Source organism: Streptomyces aurantiogriseus (genome assembly GCF_014649375.1).
Classification (GTDB): domain Bacteria; phylum Actinomycetota; class Actinomycetes; order Streptomycetales; family Streptomycetaceae; genus Streptomyces; species Streptomyces aurantiogriseus.
Genome location: NZ_BMSX01000002.1, coordinates 363282 through 386034, shown reverse-complemented (window position 1 = coordinate 386034; position 22753 = coordinate 363282). Strand labels below are relative to the sequence as shown.

The 22753-nt window shown below is 72.3% G+C and carries 21 protein-coding genes; 12 read left to right on the top strand and 9 right to left on the bottom strand.

Annotation, left to right across the window (positions count from 1 at the left end):
* Positions 1-19: 19 nt before the first annotated feature.
* Genes tal through IE263_RS05150 form a run of 7 tightly spaced genes read left to right on the top strand, consistent with a single transcriptional unit; the run spans position 20 to position 8249 of the window.
* On the top strand, positions 20-1165 hold the full coding sequence (gene tal / locus IE263_RS05180; protein ID WP_189932648.1) for a transaldolase: 1146 nt from the start codon (positions 20-22) through the stop codon (positions 1163-1165).
* Entirely contained in the window at positions 1162-2706 is a 1545-nt protein-coding gene (gene zwf / locus IE263_RS05175; protein ID WP_189932647.1) for a glucose-6-phosphate dehydrogenase, read from the top strand. Before tal ends, zwf begins: the two co-directional genes overlap by 4 nt.
* Positions 2703-3638 carry a glucose-6-phosphate dehydrogenase assembly protein OpcA gene (gene opcA / locus IE263_RS05170; RefSeq protein ID WP_189932646.1) on the top strand — a complete coding sequence of 312 codons (936 nt, stop codon included), beginning with the start codon at positions 2703-2705 and terminating at the stop codon, positions 3636-3638. The genes zwf and opcA overlap by 4 nt, the downstream gene beginning before the upstream one ends.
* Positions 3631-5280, top strand: coding sequence for a glucose-6-phosphate isomerase (pgi, locus tag IE263_RS05165; protein WP_189932645.1), 1650 nt, complete (start codon positions 3631-3633; stop codon positions 5278-5280). The genes opcA and pgi overlap by 8 nt, the downstream gene beginning before the upstream one ends.
* 1 nt (position 5281) lies before the next feature.
* Positions 5282-6166 carry a phosphogluconate dehydrogenase (NAD(+)-dependent, decarboxylating) gene (gene gnd, locus IE263_RS05160; protein ID WP_189932644.1) on the top strand — a complete coding sequence of 295 codons (885 nt, stop codon included), beginning with the start codon at positions 5282-5284 and terminating at the stop codon, positions 6164-6166.
* 7 nt (positions 6167-6173) lie between these two features.
* Positions 6174-6776 carry a histidine phosphatase family protein gene (locus IE263_RS05155; RefSeq protein WP_189932642.1) on the top strand — a complete coding sequence of 201 codons (603 nt, stop codon included), beginning with the start codon at positions 6174-6176 and terminating at the stop codon, positions 6774-6776.
* A gap of 33 nt (positions 6777-6809) precedes the next feature.
* Entirely contained in the window at positions 6810-8249 is a 1440-nt protein-coding gene (locus IE263_RS05150; protein ID WP_189932641.1) for a membrane-associated oxidoreductase, read from the top strand.
* Between the two features lies 1 nt (position 8250).
* Here IE263_RS05150 and IE263_RS05145 read toward each other — a convergent pair whose 3' ends face one another.
* Both IE263_RS05145 and IE263_RS05140 read right to left on the bottom strand, forming a co-directional pair.
* Entirely contained in the window at positions 8251-10086 is a 1836-nt protein-coding gene (locus IE263_RS05145) for a bifunctional sugar phosphate isomerase/epimerase/4-hydroxyphenylpyruvate dioxygenase family protein (RefSeq protein ID WP_189932640.1), read from the bottom strand.
* A gap of 42 nt (positions 10087-10128) precedes the next feature.
* Positions 10129-11004 (bottom strand): shikimate dehydrogenase, encoded by an 876-nt coding sequence (locus tag IE263_RS05140; protein WP_189932639.1) that lies wholly within the window; start codon positions 11002-11004, stop codon positions 10129-10131.
* Positions 11005-11195: 191 nt separating this feature from the next.
* On the opposite strand from IE263_RS05140, the gene IE263_RS05135 reads away from it, so the two are divergent.
* Both IE263_RS05135 and IE263_RS05130 read left to right on the top strand, forming a co-directional pair.
* Positions 11196-11861, top strand: a complete 666-nt coding sequence (locus tag IE263_RS05135; RefSeq protein WP_189932638.1) for a TetR/AcrR family transcriptional regulator — start codon at positions 11196-11198, stop codon at positions 11859-11861.
* Between the two features lie 200 nt (positions 11862-12061).
* Positions 12062-13426: an MFS transporter gene (locus IE263_RS05130; protein ID WP_189932636.1), complete on the top strand. Its 1365-nt coding sequence runs from the start codon at positions 12062-12064 to the stop codon at positions 13424-13426.
* A gap of 269 nt (positions 13427-13695) precedes the next feature.
* On the opposite strand, the gene IE263_RS05125 is transcribed toward IE263_RS05130, so the two are convergent.
* From IE263_RS05125 to IE263_RS05115, 3 genes are all read right to left on the bottom strand, one after another.
* Complete coding sequence (locus tag IE263_RS05125; RefSeq protein WP_189932634.1) at positions 13696-14085, bottom strand: hypothetical protein; 390 nt, start codon at positions 14083-14085, stop codon at positions 13696-13698.
* Positions 14082-14492: a VOC family protein gene (locus tag IE263_RS05120; RefSeq protein WP_189932633.1), complete on the bottom strand. Its 411-nt coding sequence runs from the start codon at positions 14490-14492 to the stop codon at positions 14082-14084. The genes IE263_RS05125 and IE263_RS05120 overlap by 4 nt, the downstream gene beginning before the upstream one ends.
* A gap of 144 nt (positions 14493-14636) precedes the next feature.
* Positions 14637-15086: a PPOX class F420-dependent oxidoreductase gene (locus tag IE263_RS05115; protein ID WP_189932632.1), complete on the bottom strand. Its 450-nt coding sequence runs from the start codon at positions 15084-15086 to the stop codon at positions 14637-14639.
* Between the two features lie 109 nt (positions 15087-15195).
* On the opposite strand from IE263_RS05115, the gene IE263_RS05110 reads away from it, so the two are divergent.
* The 3 genes from IE263_RS05110 to IE263_RS05100 are packed head-to-tail and all read left to right on the top strand — an operon-like array spanning position 15196 to position 18546.
* Positions 15196-15786, top strand: coding sequence for a TetR/AcrR family transcriptional regulator (locus IE263_RS05110; RefSeq protein ID WP_189932631.1), 591 nt, complete (start codon positions 15196-15198; stop codon positions 15784-15786).
* On the top strand, positions 15783-17258 hold the full coding sequence (locus IE263_RS05105) for an MFS transporter (RefSeq protein ID WP_189932630.1): 1476 nt from the start codon (positions 15783-15785) through the stop codon (positions 17256-17258). The genes IE263_RS05110 and IE263_RS05105 overlap by 4 nt, the downstream gene beginning before the upstream one ends.
* A 58-nt stretch (positions 17259-17316) precedes the next feature.
* Entirely contained in the window at positions 17317-18546 is a 1230-nt protein-coding gene (locus tag IE263_RS05100; RefSeq protein ID WP_189932629.1) for a serine hydrolase domain-containing protein, read from the top strand.
* Between the two features lie 67 nt (positions 18547-18613).
* Here IE263_RS05100 and IE263_RS05095 read toward each other — a convergent pair whose 3' ends face one another.
* From IE263_RS05095 to ribA, 4 genes are all read right to left on the bottom strand, one after another.
* Positions 18614-19783 carry a saccharopine dehydrogenase family protein gene (locus IE263_RS05095; RefSeq protein WP_189932627.1) on the bottom strand — a complete coding sequence of 390 codons (1170 nt, stop codon included), beginning with the start codon at positions 19781-19783 and terminating at the stop codon, positions 18614-18616.
* Positions 19776-20837: a saccharopine dehydrogenase gene (locus IE263_RS05090; protein ID WP_189932625.1), complete on the bottom strand. Its 1062-nt coding sequence runs from the start codon at positions 20835-20837 to the stop codon at positions 19776-19778. The genes IE263_RS05095 and IE263_RS05090 overlap by 8 nt, the downstream gene beginning before the upstream one ends.
* On the bottom strand, positions 20834-21982 hold the full coding sequence (locus IE263_RS05085; protein WP_189932623.1) for an NAD(P)/FAD-dependent oxidoreductase: 1149 nt from the start codon (positions 21980-21982) through the stop codon (positions 20834-20836). The genes IE263_RS05090 and IE263_RS05085 overlap by 4 nt, the downstream gene beginning before the upstream one ends.
* Before the next feature lie 111 nt (positions 21983-22093).
* The gene (gene ribA / locus IE263_RS05080; RefSeq protein ID WP_189932621.1) at positions 22094-22753 is read right to left on the bottom strand and encodes a GTP cyclohydrolase II; all 660 of its coding nucleotides are present in this window, start codon (positions 22751-22753) and stop codon (positions 22094-22096) included.

Below are 22753 nucleotides of genomic sequence, written 5' to 3'. Positions count from 1 at the left end.
TCCGATCGCCAGAAAGAAGATGATCACTGTGACCGAAGCAACCGCCGGCGCGGGAGCACTCAAGCACCTCTCCGACGAGGGCGTGTCGATCTGGCTGGACGACCTGTCGCGCAGGCGGATCACGTCCGGCAACCTCGCCGAACTCGTCGCGACGCGGCATGTCGTCGGCGTCACCACCAACCCGTCCATCTTCCAGGCCGCCATCGGCTCCGGCGAGGGATACGAGGAGCAGCTCGCCGACCTGGCCGTGCGGGGCGTCACGGTCGACGAGGCCGTACGGATGATGACGACCGCCGATGTGCGTGCGGCCGCCGACATTCTGCATCCTGTATACACGGCCACCGGTGGTCGCGACGGCCGGGTCTCCATCGAGGTCGACCCCCGCCTCGCCCACCACACTGAGGCCACCATCGCCGAGGCCAAGCAGCTCGCCTGGCTGGTCGACCGCCCCAACGTCATGATCAAGATCCCGGCGACGAAGGCCGGTCTCCCGGCGATCACCGAGGTCATCGGCCTCGGTATCAGCGTCAACGTCACGCTGATCTTCTCGCTGGAGCGCTACCGCGAGGTCATGGACGCCTATCTGGCCGGCCTGGAGAAGGCCGCCGCGAAGGGCCTGGACCTCTCCGCCATCCACTCCGTGGCCTCCTTCTTCGTCTCCCGCGTCGACTCCGAGATCGACAAGCGTCTGACGGTCCTCGGCACGGACGCGGCCCTCGCGCTCAAGGGCAGGGCGGCGCTCGCCAACGCCCGGCTCGCCTACGAGGCGTACGAGGAGGTCTTCGCGGGTGACCGCTGGACCGCGCTGGCCGGTGCCCGGGCGAACAAGCAGCGTCCGCTGTGGGCGTCCACCGGTGTGAAGGATCCTGCATACAAGGACACGCTGTATGTCGACGAGCTGGTCGCCCCCGGCACCGTCAACACCATGCCGCAGGCCACGCTCGACGCCACCGCCGACCACGGGCAGATCACCGGGAACACGGTGACCGGCGGCTACGCCCAGGCCCGCGCCGACCTGGCCGCCGTCGAGGCGCTCGGCATCTCCTACGACGAGGTCGTCACCCGGCTGGAGGACGAGGGCGTCGCCAAGTTCGAGACGGCGTGGCAGGACCTTCTGGACGCGGTCACGAAGTCACTGAGCAGCAAGGGAGTTGACGCGGAATGAGCACGGTCAGCACCGCCACCGCCTGGGAGAACCCGCTCCGGGACCCCCGTGACCGGCGTCTGCCCCGGATCGCCGGACCCTCCGGGCTAGTCATCTTCGGCGTGACCGGCGACCTGTCCCGCAAGAAGCTGATGCCGGCCGTCTACGACCTCGCCAACCGCGGTCTGCTGCCGCCGGGTTTCTCGCTCGTGGGCTTCGCCCGCCGCGACTGGGAGGACCAGGACTTCGCGCAGGTCGTCCACGACGCGGTCCGCGAGCACGCGCGCACCCCGTTCCGCGAGGAGGTCTGGCAGCAGCTCGCCGAGGGCATGCGGTTCATCCCGGGCGACTTCGACGACGACACGGCGTTCAAGCAGCTGCGGAACGCGGTCGAGGAGCTGGACTCCTCCCGCGGTACCGGCGGCAACTTCGCCTTCTACCTCTCCGTACCGCCGAAGTTCTTCCCCAAGGTCGTCGAGCAGCTCAAGAAGCACGGGCTGGCGAACGCGCCGGACGGGGCGTGGCGGCGGGCGGTCATCGAGAAGCCGTTCGGGCACGACCTGGCGAGCGCGCGCGAGCTGAACGCGATCGTGCACGACGTGTTCGAGCCGGACCAGGTGTTCCGCATCGACCACTACCTGGGCAAGGAGACCGTCCAGAACATCCTGGCGCTGCGCTTCGCCAACCAGATGTTCGAGCCGATCTGGAACCGGTCGTATGTCGACCACATCCAGATCACGATGGCCGAGGACATCGGCATCGGCGGCCGCGCCGGCTACTACGACGGCATCGGCTCGGCGCGGGACGTCATCCAGAACCATCTGCTCCAGCTGATGGCGCTGACCGCGATGGAGGAGCCCGCCTCCTTCGACGCGGCCTCGCTGCTCACCGAGAAGCTGAAGGTCCTCAAGGCCGTGAAGGTCCCCGAGGACCTGGGCCGGCACACCGTGCGCGCGCAGTACGCGGGCGCCTGGCAGGGCGGCGAGAAGGTGCGCGGCTACCTGGAGGAGGACGGCATCGACCCGGCCTCCACGACGGACACGTACGCGGCCGTCCGGCTGAACGTCGACAACCGCCGCTGGGCGGGCGTCCCCTTCTACCTGCGCACGGGCAAGCGCCTCGGCCGCCGGGTGACGGAGATCGCGGTCGTGTTCCAGCGGGCGCCCCACTCCCCCTTCGACTCCACGGCCACCGAGGAGCTCGGCGAGAACGCCATCGTCATCCGCGTCCAGCCGGACGAGGGTGTGACGGTCCGCTTCGGCTCCAAGGTGCCGGGCACCTCGATGGAGATCCGGGACGTGACGATGGACTTCGCGTACGGCGAGTCCTTCACGGAGTCCAGCCCGGAGGCGTACGAACGCCTCATCCTGGACGTGCTGCTCGGTGACGCCAACCTGTTCCCGCGCCACCAGGAAGTGGAAGAGTCCTGGAAGATCCTCGACCCGATCGAGGAGTACTGGGCCGCGCACGGCAGGCCCGCCCGGTACGCGTCGGGCAGCTGGGGACCCGAGGAAGCCGACGAGATGCTCGCACGAGACGGACGGAGCTGGCGCAGGCCATGAAGATCGACCTGACCGACACCACGGCAAGCAAGATCAACAAGGCGCTGGTGCAGGGTCGCCGCGCCATCGGTACACCCGCCGTGGGCATGGTCCTGACGATGGTCATCGTCACGGACGAGGAGAACGCCTACGACGCGATCAAGGCCTCCGAGGAGGCCTCGCACGAGCACCCCTCCCGCACCCTGGTCGTCATCAAGCGGCACGCCCGCACCCCGCGCGACCGCACCAACTCCCACCTCGACGCCGAGGTGCGGGTGGGCGCCGACGCCGGTACCGGCGAGACGGTCGTCCTGCGGACGTACGGCGAGGTCTCCGACCACGCCGACTCCGTCGTCCTGCCGCTGCTGCTGCCGGACGCGCCGGTCGTCGTGTGGTGGCCGGTGGACGCGCCCGAGAACCCGTCCAAGGACCCGCTGGGCGCGCTGGCCCAGCGCCGGATCACCGACATGTACGCCGTCGAGCAGCCGCTGCGGGCGCTCGAGGCGCGCGTGACGTCGTACGCGCCCGGCGACACCGACCTCGCCTGGACCCGGCTGACGCCATGGCGCTCGATGCTGGCGGCGGCCCTGGACCAGGCGCGGGTGCCGATCGTCTCGGCGGCCGTCGAGAGCGAGGCGGAGAACCCGAGCGCCGAGCTGCTCGCGCGCTGGCTGGAGGCCCGGCTGAACGTGTCCGTGGAGCGGGTCGTCACCGCGGGCCCGGTCGTCACGGCCGTGCGGCTCGGCACCGAGAACGGCGAGATCGTCATCGACCGCCCCGAGGGCCCGCTGGCCACGCTGACGCTGCCGGGCCAGCCCTCGCGCACCCTCGCGCTGAAGGTCCGCCCCACCTCCGAACTCATCGCCGAGGAGCTGCGGCGCCTCGACGCCGACGAGATGTACGCCGTCGCCCTGCGGGGCGAGGGCACCAAGGAGACCTCCTTTCATGTCTGACTCTCCTGTGCTCAGCCGGCGCCCCGAGTGGGCCGCGCTGGAGGACCACCGCGCCCACTGGCGCGCGCGGCTGCGGGAGCTGTTCGCGGCGGACCCGGGGCGCGCGGAGCGGTACGTGGTGCGCGTCGGCGATCTGCGCATCGACTACTCCAAGAACCTGGTCACCGACGAGACGCTGGCCCTGCTGGGTGAACTCGCCGTCGCCACCGATGTGTTCGGGCTGCGGGACGCGATGTTCCGCGGCGAGAAGATCAACCTCACCGAGCGGCGGGCGGTGCTGCACACCGCGCTGCGCGCGCCGGCGGACGCGGTGATCGAGGTCGACGGCGAGAACGTCGTGCCCCAGGTACACGGGGTCCTCGACAGGATGACCGCCTTCGCCGAGGAGGTCCGCTCCGGACGTTGGACGGGTCACACCGGCAAGCGGATCAGGAACGTCGTCAACATCGGCATCGGCGGCTCCGACCTGGGTCCGGCGATGGCGTACGAGGCGCTGCGGGCGTACACCGCACGGGAGTTGACGTTCCGCTTCGTGTCGAACGTGGACGGCGCGGACCTCCACGAGGCCGTGCGGGACCTCGACCCGGCGGAGACGCTGTTCATCGTCGCGTCGAAGACGTTCACCACGATCGAGACGATCACCAACGCCACCTCGGCCCGCTCCTGGCTGCTCCGAGGGCTCGACGACGGGGGAGAGAAGGCGGTCGCGAAGCACTTCGTCGCCCTGTCGACGAACGCGGGGAAGGTCACCGATTTCGGCATCGACCCGGACAACATGTTCGAGTTCTGGGACTGGGTCGGCGGCCGTTACTCCTACGACTCGGCGATCGGTCTGTCGCTGATGATCGCGATCGGTCCGGAGCGGTTCCGGGAGATGCTCGACGGGTTCAGGATCGTCGACGACCACTTCCGCACCGCGCCCGCCGAGTCCAACGCCCCGCTGCTCCTCGGCCTGTTGGGCGTCTGGTACGGCAACTTCTTCGACGCCCAGTCGCACGCGGTGCTGCCGTACTCGCACTACCTGTCGAAGTTCACCGCCTATCTCCAGCAGCTGGACATGGAGTCCAACGGCAAGTCGGTGGACCGCGCCGGCCGGCCCGTGCAGTGGCAGACCGGGCCGGTGGTGTGGGGCACGCCGGGCACCAACGGGCAGCACGCGTACTACCAGTTGATCCACCAGGGCACGAAGCTGATCCCGGCCGACCTGATCGGGTTCGCCCGTCCCGTCGCCGAGCTGAGCGACGAACTCAGGGCGCAGCACGACCTGTTGATGGCGAACCTGTTCGCGCAGGGGCAGGCGCTCGCCTTCGGCAGGACCGCCGAGGAGGTCCGTGCGGAGGGCGTGCCCGAGGAGCAGGTCGCGCACCGCACCTTCCAGGGCAACCACCCCACCACCACGATCCTCGCGACCGAGCTGACCCCGTCGGTCCTCGGCCAGCTCATCGCCCTCTACGAGCACAAGGTGTTCGTCCAGGGCGCGATCTGGGACATCGACTCCTTCGACCAGTGGGGCGTGGAGCTCGGCAAGGTCCTCGCCCGGCGCGTCGAACCCGCCCTCACCGAAGGCGCCGACGTCCCCGGCCTCGATCCCTCCACCGCCGCCCTCGTGGCCGCCTACCGTGAACTGAAGGAAGTGCACTGACATGCAGCTGGGTCTGATCGGTCTCGGCAAGATGGGCGGCAACATGCGCGAGCGCATCCGCCGCGCCGGCCACACCGTCGTCGGCTACGACCGCAACCCCGAGCTCTCCGACGTGAGCGGCCTCCCCGAGCTCGTCGAGCGGCTCGACGCACCGCGCACGGTCTGGGTGATGGTCCCGGCCGGCGCCCCCACCCAGTCCGTCATCGACGAACTCGGCGGCCTCCTCCAGGCCGGCGACACGGTCGTCGACGGCGGCAACTCCCGCTGGACGGACGACGAGAAGCACGCCGCTGAGCTGGGCGCCAAGGGCATCGGCTTCGTCGACGCCGGTGTCTCCGGCGGTGTGTGGGGTCTGCAGAACGGCTACGCCCTGATGGTCGGCGGCGACAAGGAGCACGTCGACCGTCTGCAGCCGATCTTCGACGCGCTCAAGCCGGAGGGCCCGTACGGCTACGTCCACGCGGGCAAGGTGGGTGCCGGGCACTTCTCGAAGATGGTCCACAACGGCATCGAGTACGCCATGATGCAGGCCTACGCCGAGGGCTGGGAGCTGCTCGAGAAGGTCGACTCCGTGACCGATGTGCGCGAGGTCTTCCGCTCCTGGCAGGAGGGGACCGTCATCCGCTCCTGGCTGCTCGACCTCGCGGTCGACGCCCTCGACGAGGACGAGCACCTCGACAAGCTGCGCGGCTACGCGCAGGACTCGGGCGAGGGCCGCTGGACCGTCGAGGCCGCCATCGACAACGCCGTACCGCTGCCCGCGATCACGGCGTCCCTCTTCGCGCGGTTCGCCTCCCGGCAGGAGGACTCCCCGCAGATGAAGATGATCGCGGCACTGCGCAACCAGTTCGGCGGCCACGCCGTCGAGTCGGCGAAGAAGGCGTAGTCCGGCCGTGGGAGATCTGCTGCTGGTCCGCCACGGGGAGACGGAGTGGAGCCTGACGGGACAGCACACGGGCCTCACCGACCTGCCCCTCACCGCACACGGCGAGGAACAGGCCAAGTCCCTCGCTCCGCTCCTCACCGGCCGGACCTTCTCCGTCGCCCTGACCAGCCCGCTGCACCGCGCGGTCCGCACCGCCGAACTGGCGGGCGTCACCGGGGCCGTCCCCGACCCGGACCTGCACGAGTGGGACTACGGGGCCTACGAGGGCGTCACGACCGTCGAGATACACCGCACCCGTCCCACCTGGGACCTGTGGACCGACGGCGTGCCGCCCGGCCCGGACGGTCGTCCCGGCGAGTCACCCGAGGACGTCGGGCTGCGCGCCGACCGGGTGCTCGCCCGGGTGGACGCGGCGCTCGCGCACGGCGAGGGTGACGTCGTCCTCGTCGCCCACGGCCATTTCCTTCGGGTCCTGACGGCCCGTCGGCTCGGACTCCCGCCCGCGCAGGGGCGGTTGTTCCAGCTGGCCACCGGCACGGTCAGCCGGCTGTCGACGGAACACGGGCGACCGGTCATCGCCGAATGGAACACCCGGACACAACCGGATTGACACCGCACAGAGGGCCCGCCAGAGTCGCGGCTGATGGAGATCAACGATCTGACACCGGCCGAACAGCGCGTCTGGCGGGCCTTCGCCACGGGGACGACCGTGGACTTCCGTACGGCGGGCGAGGAGAACGGTCCCGAACGGACCGTCCGCGCGGTCGTGTTGCGGGCCCTGCTGCTCAACGGCCCCAGGGAACCGGGCGAGGTGGCGGCTCTCAAGGTCCTGGGAGCGCGGATCACCGGCGTCCTGGACCTCCGGTACGCGGCCGTCGACAGCGTGGTGCGTCTCGGCCACTGCCGCTTCGAGAAGGCTCCTCGCCTCGCCGGCGCCCAGCTCAACTACCTCAGTCTGCGCGACTCGGTGCTGCCCGGCCTCGGGGCGGCCAGGACCCGGATCGACGGCAGTCTGCGGCTGACGCGCTGCCGGATCGACGGACCGGTGCACCTCGGCGGCGCCCAGATCTCCGGCGCGCTGTTCCTGGAGCAGGCGGAACTCGCCGTCGAGGACCCCGCTCAGCCCGTGCTCCAGCTCCACCAGATCTCCATCGACGACGACCTCTGCGCCCGCGGCCTGCGCGCCCAGGGCCTGATCCGGCTCGACGGCGCCACCGTCGCCGGCTCGATCGATCTGGAGGACGCCGAGCTGATCAACCCCGGCGCGCACGTCCTGGACGGGGAGTCCCTCGACGTCGGCGCCAACCTCCTCGGCCGACGGCTGCGCGCCCGCGGCCGGATCGACCTGCGCGGCGCCCGCATACCCGGCCGGGTGGACCTGCTGCGCGCGCACCTGTCCAACCCCGGGGACACCGCCCTGCGGGCCAGCAGCTGCGTGATCGGCGAGATCTGGCTGCGCGGGGGCGGCACGATCGAAGGCCGGCTCAACCTGCGGCGCGCCGAGATCAACCAGCTCCATCTGGAGCCGGAGATGCTCCCCGACGAAGTACGCCTGCTCGACCTGACCTACACCTTCCTCACCCCGCACGAGCCCGCCGAGCGGCGGCTGCCGATGCTGGAGCGCGACGAGGAGTTCGATCCGCACGCCTACGAGCAGTTGACGGCCGCGTACCGCCGGATCGGCGACGACCAGGCCGCCCGGCTCGTTCAGCTCGCCAAGCAGCGCCGCCGGCGGTCCACGCTCCCCTGGTACGGCCGGCTGTGGGGCCACCTCCAGGACGCGGCCGTCGGCTACGGCTTCCGCCCGCTGCGGGCCGCCGTCTGGCTGCTGTCGCTGCTCGCGGTCGGCTCGGTCGCCTTCGCGCTGGAGCACCCGCGTGCGCTCAAGGCGTCCGAGGCCCCCGACTTCAACCCGGTCTTCTACACCCTCGACCTGCTGCTGCCGGTCATCTCCTTCGGCCAGGAGTCCGCGTTCGCCCCGTCCGGGTGGCACCAGAGCCTGGCGTACGTCCTGATCCTCACCGGCTGGATCCTGGCCACGACCGTCGTCGCCGGTGTGACCAGGACGGTCAGCCGCCAGTAGGTCAGCGCACGGCGTGCTGGGCGGCCAGCCGCACCGGCGCGTTCGCGGCGCCGTAGCCCTGGTAGCCGCCGTCGCGCTGGACGAGTTCGAAGAAGACACGGCCGACGGTGCGCGTGTAGCAGTGCCGGAACTCGCCGCGGGTGTCCCGGTCGTAGAGGATGCCGAGCTCGCGGTACGTCTCCAGCTCGCCGTCGGTGAACTCGAAGCGGGCCGCGAGGTCGTCGTAGTAGTTCGCGGGGATCGGCAGCAGGCTGCCGCCGGCCGCGACGAAGCGGCGGGCCGCGGCGACCACGTCGTCGGTGGCCAGCGCGATGTGCCGGGCGTGGGCGGTGTCGTCGGCGGGGGCCGCGCCGACGGTGAGGGGGATGCGGACGCCGCCGTCGGCGGTGGTGACGGCGCGGCTGCGCAGCAGGCCGTAGGGGTCGGCGACGTCGACGCTCTCCTGGGCGTCGAGGCCGAGGACGCCGCGGTGGAAGAGGACGGCCTCGTCGAAGTGGTGCCAGGGCTGGGTGAGGGAGAGATGGTCGATACGGACCACGGCCCCGGCGGCGGGGGTGTGCGGGACGTCCTCGAAGTCGGCGCGCCAGTTGGGCAGTCCGGGGCGATCGGTGGCGCACAGGAAGAGTTCCGTCCCGTCGGGGGCGGCCACCGCGTCGAGGGGGGCGTCCTCGGCGGCGCGACGGCGCGGCAGGACGGGGGCCAGCAGGGCCTCGGCGCGGCGGGCGGCGGCGGCCGGGTCCGGTGACTCGAGACCGACGGCGGCGAGGGTGGTGCCGTCGATGGGGGTTCCCCCGCTCATGGGGGTCCCCCCGCGCGAGCGAAGCCGAGCGTGGGGGAGGGCCGCCGGGCCGGTGTTGACCAGGACGCGGGCCTCGCCCTGCTCCCACAGCTCGACGGGTTTGCCGCGGTGGCGGGCGGTGCGGGCGAAGCCGAGGGGGCCGAGGAGGGCGGAGACGGGCTCGGCGTCCGGGGTGACCAGCTCGGCGAAGGCGACGCCGGTGGGGACGACCGGCGCGGGGAGGGCGCCGAGGCCGGCCTCCTCCTGGAGGAGCAGCAGGGAGCGGCGGGCGTCCACGGCGGTCGGGCCGGCCTCGGCCTGCCGGAAGACGTCGTTGAAGACCTCCAGGGAGAGCGGGCCGTCGTAGCCGGCGCGCAGCACGTGCCGCAGGAGGCCCGCCACGTCGAAGCCGCCCTGGCCGGGGAAGCGGCGGTGGTGACGGGACCACTGCAGGACGTCCATCGCGGGCAGCGGGGCGTCGGCCAGCTGGAGGAAGAAGATCTTCTCGCCCGGGATGTCCTCGATGCCCTTGGGATCGGAGCCGCGGGAGAGGATGTGGAAGCTGTCCAGGCAGGTGCCGAGCGCGGGGTGGCCGGCGGTCTCGACGATGTGCCAGGCGTGGTCGTACGTACTGACGTGCCGTCCCCAGGCGAGCGCCTCGTAGGCGACGCGGATGCCGAAGTCCTGGGCGAGGCCGGCGAGTCGGGCGAGCTGTTCGGCGGCGAGGGCGTCGTCGTCCTCGGCGAGCGGGGAGACGCTGGAGCAGACCAGGACGGTGTCGGCGCCGAGCCGGTTCATCAGCGCGAACTTGGCGCGGGCGCGGCGCAGGTTGCGGGCGAACTCCTCGGCGGGCACGGCCTCGATGTCCCGCATCGGCTGGTAGAGGTCGATGCTCAGACCCAGGTCGGCGCAGCGCGCGCGGATCTCCTCGGGGGTGAGGGGGCTGGCGAGCAGGTCGTTCTCGAAGATCTCGACGCCGTCGAAGCCGGCCCGGGCGGCGGCGGTGAGCTTCTCGGTGAGGGGACCGCTCAGGGAGACGGTGGCGATGGACGTACGCACCTGGGTACCTCTTCTCCTGCTTCCTTGCTTCCCGGACCGCGTCTATTTCGGGGCCGGGACGGCGCCGGCCAGCTCGGTGAACTCCGCGAGCATCCGCGTGCTGTCGGGTTCCCGGCCGGTGAACAGGCGGAACGCGTCCACCGCCTGGAAGACGGCCATGCCCCCGCCGTCGAGGGTGGCGCAACCGAGGTCGCGCGCGGTGAGCAGCAGCTCCGTCTCCAGCGGACGGTAGACGACCTCGGCGACCCACAGTCCGGGATGCAGCAGCTCGGCCGGGAAGGGCAGGCCGGGGTGGGCGGCCATGCCGGTGGGCGTGGCGTGCACGACACCGTCGGCGTGCGCGAGCAGACCGGAGAGGCGGTCCGGGGTCGCGGCGGCGGCCCGGCCCGCGCCGAAGTGGCCGGTCAGGGAGTCGGCGAGGGCGGCGGCCCGCTCGGGCAGCGCGTCGACGACGGTCACGCACCCGGCGCCGAGGGTGAGCGTGGCGTGCGCGACGGCCGCGCCCGCACCACCCGCGCCCAGCTGCACGACCCGGTCCAGCGGGACGTCGGGCAGACCGCGGGCGAAGGAGGCGGCGAAACCGGTGACGTCCGTGTTGTGGCCGATCGCCCGGCCGTCCTCGAAGACGACCGTGTTGACCGCGCCCAGCGCCTCCGCCTGCGGGGCGAGCGCGTCGAGATGGGGGATGACGAGCTGCTTGCACGGATGCGTGATGTTCAGCCCGTCGAAGCCGAGGTCGCGCGCGGCGCGCACCAGGTCGCCGACCGCCTCCGGGCCGACGCCCAGCTCGTCGATGTCGATGAGCCGGTACAGGTAGCGCAGGCCCTGGCGGTCCGCCTCCCGCTCGTGCAGCGCCGGGCTGAGCGACGGGCCGATGCCGGAACCGATCAGTCCGACGAGATACGAGTCCTTGGTCACGCGGGACCTCCTGAGCGGCCGGCCAATGAGAGAACCCGTTCCCCTGAGAAGAACCGGCCCAATGTACGAACTGGTTAGTTAGTCATAACACCGAGGCGGGCCCCTGGGGAAGACCTCTCCCCACGGGACGTGATCAGGCTTCTAGAATCCCGTCACGCGAGTGACCAGCGCCCTACGCCCGAAGGAACCCGATGACCAGCGTCGACGAACCGGCACGACCAGGCGGGCGCATCCGTGACGCCGCCCGCACCCAGGCCGAGATCCTCGACGTGGCCACCCAGGAGTTCGCCCGGGTCGGCTACGCCGGGGCCCGCGTGGACGACATCGCCGCCCGCACCCGCACCACGAAGCGGATGATCTACTACTACTTCGGCGGCAAGGAGCAGCTCTTCACCGCCGTCCTGGAGCGGGCCTACGGCGTGATCCGCGACGCCGAGCAGCAGCTCGACGTCGAGCATCTGGACCCGGTCGCGGCCATCCGCCGGCTGGCGGAGCTGACCTTCGACCACCACGAGCAGCACCCGGACTTCATCCGCCTGGTCAGCATCGAGAACATCCACGAGGCCGTGCACATCGCCGCCTCCGAGAAGCTCGGGAAGATCGGCTCGCCGGCGCTCGACGTGATCCGCCGCATCCTGGCCTCCGGGCAGGAGTCCGGCCTGTTCACGGCGGACGTCGACGCCGTCGACCTGCACGCGATGATCAGCTCGTTCTGCTTCTTCCGGGTGGCCAACCGGCACACCTTCGGCGCCCTGTTCGGGCGGGACCTGGTCGACCCGGCGCAGCGCGAGCACTACCGCACCATGCTCGGCGACATGGTGATCGCCTATCTGACGGCGGAGCGGGCGGCGGACTGAATCCGCCGCGCACCACCCCTTGACACCGGCGAAACGCGGGCGCAACATCCCTACCCAACCGCTACTAACTATCCAGTGCGTTAATTAGCCGGGTAGCGCCCGGCAGAGCCGCCCCGCCACCCCAGGGATCCGGCCCCTTCTCCCCTCCCTCGCCTTCCCTCACTCCGGCCTACGTTGGAGTCCCCTCGAAGGAGCACGCCGTGTCCGTCCCCGCAGCACCCCACGACGCCGCCCCGCCCGGCCCAACCGCTCAGCCCAGGAAGGCCGCGACCGCGGCCTGGATCGGCAGCGCCCTGGAGTACTACGACTTCTTCATCTACGGCAGCGCGGCGGCGCTGATCTTCCCGAAGGTCTTCTTCGACGAGTCCGACCCGGCCACCGCGACCCTGCTGTCGCTGGCCACCTTCGGTGTCGCGTACGCGGCCCGGCCGATCGGCGCGCTGTTCCTCGGCCACTTCGGGGACCGGGTCGGCCGTAAGAAGATCATGGTCTTCACGCTGATCCTCATGGGCGTGTCCACGTTCCTGATCGGCTGTCTGCCCACCCGCGCCCAGGTCGGCACCCTCGCACCGGTCCTGCTGGTGCTGTGCCGGGTGCTGCAGGGCATCTCGGCGGCCGGTGAGCAGGCCAGCGCCAACTCCATGACGCTGGAGCATGCCCCGCCGCACCGGCGCGGCTTCTTCACCAGCTTCACTCTCAGCGGCACACAGGGCGGCCAGCTGCTGGCCACGCTGGTCTTCATCCCCGTCGCCGCCCTCCCCGAGGAGCAGCTGCTGTCGTGGGGCTGGCGGGTGCCGTTCTGGCTGAGCATCGCGGTCGCCGTCGCCGGCTACGTCATCCGCCGCAAGCTGGACGAGACCCCGGCCTTCGCCCAGCAGGCGAGCAGTGAGGGCGTCGTCAAGCTGCCGCTGGCGGTGCTGCTGCGCGAGCACTGGGCGGACGTACTGCGGGTGATCGCGGGCGCGCTCGTCGCCTCGGTCTCCACGATCTTCACGGTGTGGGCGCTGGCGTACGCCACCAGCGACTCGGTCGGGATGAGCCGCTCCTCCATGCTGTGGGTGGGCGCGCTGGCCAACCTGGTCGCGCTGGCCGCGATCCCGCTGTGGGCGACGCTGTCGGACCGTGTCGGCCGCCGTCCGGTGTTCCTGATCGGCGCAGCCGGCAGCGCGGCGGCGATGTTCCTCTACCTGTGGGCGATCTCCACGGGCTCCTACCCGCTGACGCTGGTCCTCGGCATCGTCACCTTCGGTGTCGTCTACAGCGCCGCGAACGGCGTGTGGCCCTCCTTCTACGGCGAGATGTTCTCCACCCGCGTCCGGCTGTCCGGTATGGCGATCGGCACGCAGATCGGCTTCGCGGTGGCGGGCTTCGCGGTCACCTTCGCCGCACAGATCGCGGGCCCGAACGGTGACGACTGGTCGTCGGTGGCCCTGTTCACGGCGGCCCTGTGCGTGCCGCCGGTGATCGCCGCCCTGTCGGCGCGGGAGACGGCGAAGGTCCCGACGGAGGCACTGGGCGAGCGCGCCCGCCGGGAGGCGGCCCAGCCGGAGACGGTGACGGCCTAGAACCGACCTGAGCGGACCCGAGCGACCGCTCGGTCTCCCGAGCCCCCGGACGCCCTCGCGGCTCCGGGGGCTCGGGCGTGGGCACGGCCAGGCATGGGGCTGGGCCGGGCATGGGGCTCGGGCGTGGGGCTGGGCCGGGCATGGGGCTCGGGCGTGGGGCTCGGGCGGGCGTGGGGCTCGGGCATGGGGCTCGGGCATAGGGCTCGGGCGGGCGTGGGGCTCGGGCGGGCGTGGGGCTCGGCCAGGCGTCGGCGCGTCGGGGCCCGTACTCACTCCACGACGTCGACCTGGTCCGGTTTGGGAAAGGGCATCATCTCCCAGCCCATGGGCCAGCCGCGGTGGCGGGGCAGCCCCGGTTCCACCTCCAGGACGCGGGGGACGCGCCACGTCCACCACTGCCCGGTGAGCTGCTCGTGCCCCGGGAAGGGGATCGTGGCCGCCCGGAACCGCTCATCGAGCGCCTCCAGTTCGGCCTGCCGTGCCGTCCGCACCTTCTCGGGCAACAACCGCCACACGGCGGCGAGTTGGGTCCGGCAGAAAAGGTCGTTGGCGAGCTCCGGCCCGGACCACCCGTACCCTTCCTCCACCTCGCACACCAGCTCGCGCCAGCGGGTGAGGCAGGCATGGGCGCGGGGCAGAACGGCGTCCGGGGCCGTCACCGGTTGGACCAGCCGCGTCGGCACAGCACCAGCCGGTATCCGTCCGGGTCCTCGAGGGTCACTCCCCACTCGTTCCAGTACGGGTTGGGAGACTCCACCCGCCTGCCGCCGTGGGCCTCCAGCCGGGCCACCAGGTCGTCCGGCACGGGACCGTCGACGTAGATCACCAGGAGGTCCTCCTCGGTGGGCCGGGGCTCGACGGGGTGGGCGGCCTCGGTGACCAGCTCCAGGTGCCAGTCGGCGTCCGGCCAGCCGAGCATCAGCAGGTCGTGCTCGCCGGGTTCCGAGCCGCCCGCGGCCCGCCACAGGACGCTCAGCCCCAGCCCGTCGGCCCAGAAGCGCTCGGCCACGGCGAGATCGCGGGACGGCCGGGCGAGACGGATGTGACTGCGGCCGTCGACGGGCATCGTGACTTCTCCTCACGGGCGGTGATCCGGCGAGCAGCCTAGGCCGCCGGCCCGGTCCGGGGCATCGGGCGCGGGACCTGCGCCCACGGCCCTAGGACCGCGCGTCGGACGCCTGAGTCCGACACCGGGTGTCGCACCGTCCCGCTAGCCGTCGTCTGCCGCTTTCGGGATGCCGTACGCCCGCTCCACCCGCAGGCGGGCCACCAGGCGGCGGTCGCGGACCATCGCGGCTCGGTAGTCCTCCCAGTCGGGGTGCTCGCCCAGGACGTCGCGGTAGAGACGGACGAGTTCCTCGACGGTCTCGTCGTAGGGGTGTCCGGCGACGGGCGACAGCTCCGCCGCGGCCTCGACGACCGTGTAGGCGCGGCGGTCGGGGGTGGAGACGTGGTACGACGCCCGCGGGTCCCGGCGCAGGTTGCGGGTCTTGGCGCGGTCGTCCGTGACGGAGATCCGGATGACGCCCTCGTCCGGGTAGTAGTGGTGGCTGACGTTCGACAGCTGGGGGCGGCCGTCGCGCTTGAGGGTGACCAGTACCCCGCCGCGCCCTTCGGAGAGCAGCGCCAGCAGGGCGGGCTGCGTCGTGTCCTGAGTCATGTCCGGCACAACCTGCGGGAGAGCTGTCCGCATTCCCGCCGGCCCTCCCGTGCGGCTCCCGCCTTCCCCCTCGGTAGACAGTGTCTACCGAGGGTGGTAGACAGTGTCTATGAGCGAGTCGGAGAAGCCGGAGCCGGACCTTCGGGTCCGGCTCGTCGAGGTCGGTGTGGAGTTGCTGGCCCGGGAGGGCGTCGGGGCGCTGACGCTGCGGGAGATCGCCCGCCGGGCCGGCGTCTCGCACGGGGCGCCGCGCCGCTACTTCCCCACCCACCTTGAGCTGCTGTCGGCCATCGCCCGCCGGGGCTTCACCGAGCTGGCCGGCCGGGTGACGACGACCCTCGGCGACGGCACCGCTCCCGCGCGCACGCAGCTGACCGAACTGGGATGCACCTACCTGCGGTTCGCCCTGGACAACCCCGGCATGTATGAGCTGATGTTCCGTCACGATCTGCTGGAGAGCGGCCACTTGAGACTGCGGGACACCAGTCTGCCGCTGTTCGGCGTGCTGGTGGAGCTGGTCGGGCGGGTGCGCACCGACGCCGACGCCCGCGCGGTCGCGGGCGCGCTGTGGGCGAACCTGCACGGCGTCGCCCAGCTGTGGCGCTGGGGCAGCCTCCGACTCGCCACCGGCGCCGACGACTTCGTACCCCTGCTGCGGACCGCTCTCGACGCGCACCTGGGACCGGAGGCCGGCCGGTGAACCGTCCCCTGGCCCTCGCGAGCAGTGTGGCCGGCGCCGTGGTCGTCGCCCTGGACGGCACCGTCCTCACCGTCGCCCAGCCCACCCTGCAACGCGACCTGCACGCCTCCTTCGCGCAGGTCCAGTGGACCAGCACCGGGTATCTCGTCGCCGTGGCGAGCCTGTTGGTGTTCGCCGGGCGGCTCGGCGACCGATACGGGCACCGGCACATGTTCGCGGTCGGCATGCTCGGCTTCGGCGCCGCCTCGGCGGGCATCGCGCTGGCCCCCGAGGTGGGCTGGGTCATCGGACTCCGGGTCGTCCAGGGTGTGTTCGGGGCGTTGCTGCAGCCGGCGACGCTCGGGATGCTGCGGGTCGCGTACCCGCCGGAGCGGCTGCGGCGGCCCCTCGCGGCGCGGACGGCCGCGATCGGGGTGGCCGCGGCGGCCGGGCCGCTGGTGGGCGGGGCACTGGCGACCGGGTTCGGATGGCGGGCCGTGTTCCTGCTGAACATCGCGCCCGCGCTGGGGTTCGGCGTGCTCGCCCTCACCGCCGGGGAGCAGGGGGAACAGCGGGAACGGGAGCGGCCGCGGGCCGCCGGGGCGCTGGACGTGCCCGGTGCCCTGCTGCTCGCGGTGGCGCTGGCCTGTCTGGTGCACACCCTCGTCACCCCGCTCGGGGTGACCGGGGCGCTCGGCGCCGCGGTGGCCCTGGCGGCCGTCCTCGCCGGTGCCGCCTTCGTCCGGCACGAGCGCCGCACCCCCGCCCCGCTGCTGCCGCGGATGGGGGCACCTCCCGCTCGAGCGCAGCCGAGAGTGGGGGAGATCGGCTCCCCGGCGGTGGGTGCGGCGCTCGCCCTGCTGGTCACCGCCTCGGCGGCCCTCAACGGCGCTCTCTTCGCCTGCGTCTACGTCCTCCAGGACGACCTCGGCCTGACCCCGCTGCGCACCGCCCTGCTCAGCCTGCCGCTGGCCGTGCTGCTGATCGCCGCGGCGCCCGCGTCCGCCGTCCTGCTGCGCCGCGCCGGCGCCCGCCCCACACTCGCGGGCGCGACGGCCGTCCTCGCCACCGGCCTCCTCGTCCTCGCCCAGGCGTCGGGGACGACGGCCTTCTGCACCGGCTTCGCCCTGCTGGGCGCCGGTTTCGGCACGGTGATGGTGGCGGCCACCCATGTCGTCGTACGGCAGGCTCCCGCGGAGTCGGCCGGGGTGGCGGGCGGGTGGCAGCAGACGGCGATGAACGTGGGGCCGGTGCTCGGCGTGGCGTCGGCGACCGTGCTCATGGGGCACGCCGGCACCCGGTCGCCGCTCCTCGTGCTGGCCGGGGCGGCCGTGGCGGCGGTACCGGTCTGCCGGCTGTTGCCGGGCCGTTCCGGTCCCGGAGCCACGGCCTCCTCGGCAGGTCTTCCGGCCGGTGGAAGCGACACAGAGCACACCGTTCACGGCGTCGAAAGGAACCCTTTCCCGCCGTCCCTACGCGACCATGAGGTCTGAGGCCGTCCCGGCCGGGCAGTCCGGGCCGCACCTCGAACGAGCGCATCGGAGGAGAGCGATGGCACTGCTGCGACAAGAGGTCGACCCGAGCGAGGTCGGGCTGGACGCGAAGGCGCTGGACCGCCTCGACCAGCACATCGCCCACTACGTCGACGAGGGACGCCTGCCCGGCTTCCTCGTGGCCGTCGCCCGCGGCGGCCGGGTCGCGCACCTCACCACGCACGGCCGGCGCGACCTCGCCGCCGGACTCCCCGTCGAGCCCGACACCCTGTGGCGGATCTACTCGATGACCAAACCGTTCACCTCGGTCGCCGCGCTGATGCTGGTGGAGGAGGGCCGGCTCTCCCTCGACGACCCGGTCTCCGACCACCTCCCGGCCTTCGCCGACCAGCGGGTGTACGTCAGTGGCTCCGGCGCCGACCTCACCACCCGCCCGGTGGAGCAGCCCCTCCTGGTGCGGCATCTGATGACCCACACGGCGGGACTGACCTTCGCCTTCTACCACTGTCACCCCGTGGACGCCCTCTACCGCGAGGCCGGCCTGGAGTCGGCGGTGCTGCCGGGATCGACCCTGGCCGAGACCGTCGAGGCGTACGCGCGTCTGCCGCTGCAGTTCGAGCCGGGCACGCAGTGGAACTACTCGGTGGCCACCAACGTCCTCGGCCGGATCATCGAGGTCGTCTCCGGCCGGGCCCTCGACGCGTTCCTGGCCGAGCGGATCTTCCGTCCGCTGGGTATGCCGGACGCCGGCTTCCAGGTCGGCGACGAACAGGCGGGCCGGCTCGCCGAGCTGTACGGGGACACCGACGACGGCCGTATCGAGCCGATCCCGGGGCTGCCGCTGTTCGGGCGGCCCCGGTTCCTGTCGGGAAGCGGCGGTATGGTGGCGACTGCATACGATATCCACCGCTTCATGGAGCTGCTGCGCCGCCGCGGCGAGCTCGACGGCACCCGTCTGCTCACGCCCGCGACGGTGGACCTCATGACCCGCAACCACCTCCCCGGCGGCGCCGACCTGCGCACCGTCGGCAGCCGCCCCGCCCATGACGAGCCCGGCAACGACGGCGTCGGCTTCGGCCTCGGCGTCTCCGTGGTGATCGACCCGGAGCGCACCCAGGCCCCCTGCGGGCTCGGCACCTACGGCTGGAGCGGGGTGGCCACGACGACGTTCTGGGTCGACCCGAGCCGCGATCTGACGGTGCAGTTCCTGTCGCAGCTGAGGCCCAGGAAGTCGCTGAAGCTCTACCCCGACCTCAAGCGCCTGGTCCACGAGGCGGTCACGGACTGACCGGGCGCCGCTGCGGGACGACCGGACGGCCAGGGACGGACGGGGCCGCCAGGCACCGACGGGCCTGTCAAGGACCGTCCGGTCCGCTGTCGACACGAAGGGTGAACGGGAGGCCGTCGCGGGCGAGTTCGCCCAGCCACTCCTGCGAGCGCTCCTCCGTCTCGGCGGCACGGTTCAGTCCGGTCGGCAGGGAGCCGTCGAGCACGTGCCGGACGCCGAGCGCGAGGGGCCGGGAGACACACCGGGCCATCGCGCTCTCCTCCTCGTCGCCCACCAGGTCCAGCAGGTAACTGCCCGACCAGGACGTGCCGTTGCGGGCGCCGACCTCCAACGACACGGCGAGGACGACCCGGTCCCGGTCGGCGTCCGTGGTGGGGTGGGCCTTGGCCAACTCGCCTGCCAGGGCGGCGATCCGACCGTCGTCGCCCGCCTTCAGCTCCTCGAACACCGCTTCCCAGGCCGTCCGCCACCCGCCCAGCCGCAGGGTGCCGCGCACGAAGGTGTGCGCCCGCCAGGCCGCCGGCAGCCCGTACTGCTCCACGAACGGGACGCTGTCGCGGTTGGGGTAGACCTCGAAGGCCTCGCCGTCGAGCAGGTGTGCGCGGGTGGCCTCCCAGGGCCGCTCGGCGGTGGTCTCCTTGCCGCCCTCGAGGTAACGGGCGGGCGAGCGCAGGGCGTTGAGGACACCGAGGGGCGCCCAGCTGAAGCGGTAGCGGAAGTCGTTGGGGACGGCGGGGATGCCGCCGCAGTACGACGTGAAGCGGTACGAGGCCGGCGTGCCGTCGCCGATCGCCGCCCGGGCGCGCGCGACGAGGCCGTGCGCGAAGAGGTGGTCGACGCCGGGGTCGAGCCCGGCTTCGGTCAGCACGACGAGCCCGGCGTCGACGGCGCCGGGCACCTGCTGCAGCACCGCGTCCGAGACATAGCTGGAGCAGGCGAAGTGGGCGCGCCGGGCCACGCACGCCGCCAGCAGCGGGGCGTGCTCGGGCGCGGGCAGCATCGACACCACGACGTCCCCGGGCGCCAGGTCGGCGGTGAGCGCGTCGAGGGTGTAGGCGCGTGGCTCGGCGCGTTCGGCCAGGCCCAGCCGGTCGAGGGCCTCGGCGGCGCGCTCCTCGGTGCGGTGCCACAGCCGTATCCGCCCGGCGTCCTCGCACAGGGCGGCCAGGCCGCTGCCCGTGGACAGGCCGGCGCCGATCCAGTGGACGGTGCCGCTCGCGGCGACCCGCTCAGTCACGGCCGGACTCCTCTTCTGTCACGCCGAGTTCACGGCAGGCCTGATGGAAACGGTCCAGGCAGCGACCCCACGGGCCGCCGACCGCGAAGTCGAGCAGCTGGGGCAGCAGGGCCGCCGAGAAGTCGTCGCTGGACTCGCGCGGCAGCAGGGACGGCAGGTTGTCGATGGCGATCAGGTCGAGCGGGGGCTCCTTGCGCAGCCGCCGCACCGGGTCCGTCCACTCGGTCGTACGGTCGTAGACCGGCAGGACGTTGAGGGGTGAGCCGACGTCGCAGGTGACGTCGGAGAGGGTGCGCAGACGGCGGGCGGGGTCGTCGAGGTCCTCGTCGCGGACGAACGGCGGCACCGGGGTCGTGGCCAGCACGCAGTTGACCATCACTTCGTGGTCCAGCAGGGCGCGGCGGTCCAGGTCGCGGGTCTCCGCCAGGTCCCAGCAGGTCGGGTCGACGCCGGCCGTGGTGAACGCGATCCGGGCGCCCCGGCCGCTGCGGCCCAGGGCACCGACGACGAGGGCCGTGAAGTCCTCGTCGCCGGGCGCCCTGACCAGGGTCTCGTCCAGTTCGCCCTTGTCGGTGGGGCGCAGGGGCGCGGTCAGCCGGCCCCGGTGCTGGAGCACGGCCAGCGCCGCGCCCAGGTAACCCGCCCAGAAGCCGAAGGCGGCGAGCCGGCGCCCCTGGTCGTCCACCAGGTACTCCAGGTCGAGGAGCGCCCCTCCCCCGGCTGCGAACCGGCGCAGCAGGTCCGCCGCGCCCGGCTGCCTCTTGTAGGCGTGCCCGAAGAAGATGTGACGGTGGATCAGTTCGGCAGGCTCGTCGGGGAGTTCCTTCAGGCCGAGGACGACGGCGTCCCGCGGCGCCGACACCCAGGAGCCCGCGGGTACGATCCGCGCCCCGGCCGCCTCGTACTCCTCTGCCGGGAAGATCCGCTGCGGGGACTCCTCGACGGTCAGCTCCGCTCCGTCCGCCACGAGCCGCCGGGCGTCGTGGGGAACGATCGGGGTGCGGCGCTCGGTGGAGCGGACCTCGTGGCGCAGCCACAGATGGAGTGTGGTCATACGCGGTTGACCTCCGGACGCGGGGCGTCGGCGGCGAACCGGCCGGCGCCGAGGGGGGTGACGTCCACGAAGGGTACGCGGCCGAGGTACAGGTCGCGGACGACCTCGCCGACCGCCGGTCCCTGCAGGAAGCCATGGCCCGAGAAGCCGGTCGCATACAGAAAACGGGATACCGAAGTCGCCTCGCCGATCAGGGCGTTGTGGTCCGGGGTGACCTCGTACAGGCCCGCCCAGCCGCCCGTGCGGCGCAGGTCGAGGAGGGCGGGGGCGCGGCGCTCCATGGCCGCGGCGAGACGCGGGATCCACCGGTCGTGGGTGTCGGTGGCGAAGCCGGGTCTCTCGTCGGGGTCGGACATGCCGACGAGGAGGCCGGGGCCCTCGGCGTGGAAGTAGAAGCTGCTGGTGAAGTCGATCGTCATCGGCAGCGCGGGCGGCAGTCCGCCGGGGACCGGTTCGGTGACCGCGATCTGGCGGCGCAGCGGTCGTACCGGCAGGTCCACGCCGGCCATGGCGCCGACGGCCTGCGACCAGGCGCCGGCCGCGCAGACCACCGTGTCGGTGGTGATGCGGCCGAGGGTGGTCGTCACGGCGGTGATGGTGGTGCCGCGGGTCTCGATGCCGGTGACCGCGGTGTGCCGCAGGATGTGTGCCCCCAGCCGGCGGGCGGCGGCCGCGTAGCCGTGGACGACGGCTTCGGGGGTGCAGTGGCCGTCGTCGGGCGAGAACGCGGCCGCCAGCAACCCGTCGGTGCTGATCAGCGGGGAGAGACGGCGGGCCTCGGCCGGGTCGATCATCCGGCTGGGCACGCCCAGGGCGTTCTGCAGCCGGACACTCGCCTCGAAGGAGGCGACGTCCTCGGGTGTCGACAGCAGGAACAGGTAGCCGACGCGGTGCAGTCCGATGTCGGCGCCGATCTCCTGCCCGAACCGTGCGAACTTCTCGAGGCTGCGCGCCCCGAGCCGGATGTTCACCTCGTCGGAGAACTGGGCCCGCACTCCCCCGGCGGCCTTCGAGGTCGACCCGGCGCCGAGTTCGTCCCGCTCGACCAGGACGACGTCGGGGACGCCGGCGGCGGCCAGATGGTAGGCGATGCTGGTGCCCATCACCCCACCGCCGATGACGACGACCGAGGCATACGTGTTCACGCGGGCGGCTCCTTTCAGCAGGCGGCCCCGGCCCGTTGCCGGGGGCCGGGGCTGCGATGCGCCGTGGCCGTCGGGATCCCTACCCGTGGGGACGGCCCGTAGTACGTGTGCTCAGGACCAGTGCGCCACCGCGTCGAGGTGGGGCAGGTGGTGGTCCAGACGCTCGCGCTTGGTGCGCAGGTACGTGATGTTGTTCTCGCACGGCGGGATCAGCAGCGGCACCTCCTCGGCGACCTGGATGCCGTTGTCCACCAGCGCCTCGCGCTTGCGCGGGTTGTTCGACATCAGGCGCACCGAGCGCACGCCCAGGTCCTTGAGGATCTCGGCGGCCACCGTGTAGTCACGGGCGTCCACCGGCAGGCCGAGCGCGAGGTTCGCCTCGACGGTGTCCAGGCCCTCCGCCTGCAGGGCCATCGCCCGCAGCTTGGCGAGCAGACCGATGCCGCGCCCCTCGTGCCCGCGCAGGTAGACGACGATGCCGCGTCCCTCGGCGACGACGGCCCGCAGCGCGGCGTCCAGCTGGTCACCGCACTCGCAGTGCTGGGAGCCGAACGCGTCGCCGGTCAGGCACTCCGAGTGCAGCCGGATCAGCACGTCCTCGGTGCCGATCTCGCCGTAGACCAGGGCCACTTGCTCGTCGCCGCGGTCGTGGTCGAGATAGCCGACCGCCTGGAATTTCCCGTACACGGTGGGCAGCGGCGCATTCACCACGCGTTCCACACCGGTGCGCTGCGGGGACTTCTTGCCGAGCACGCCAATTTTTTCTGTCAT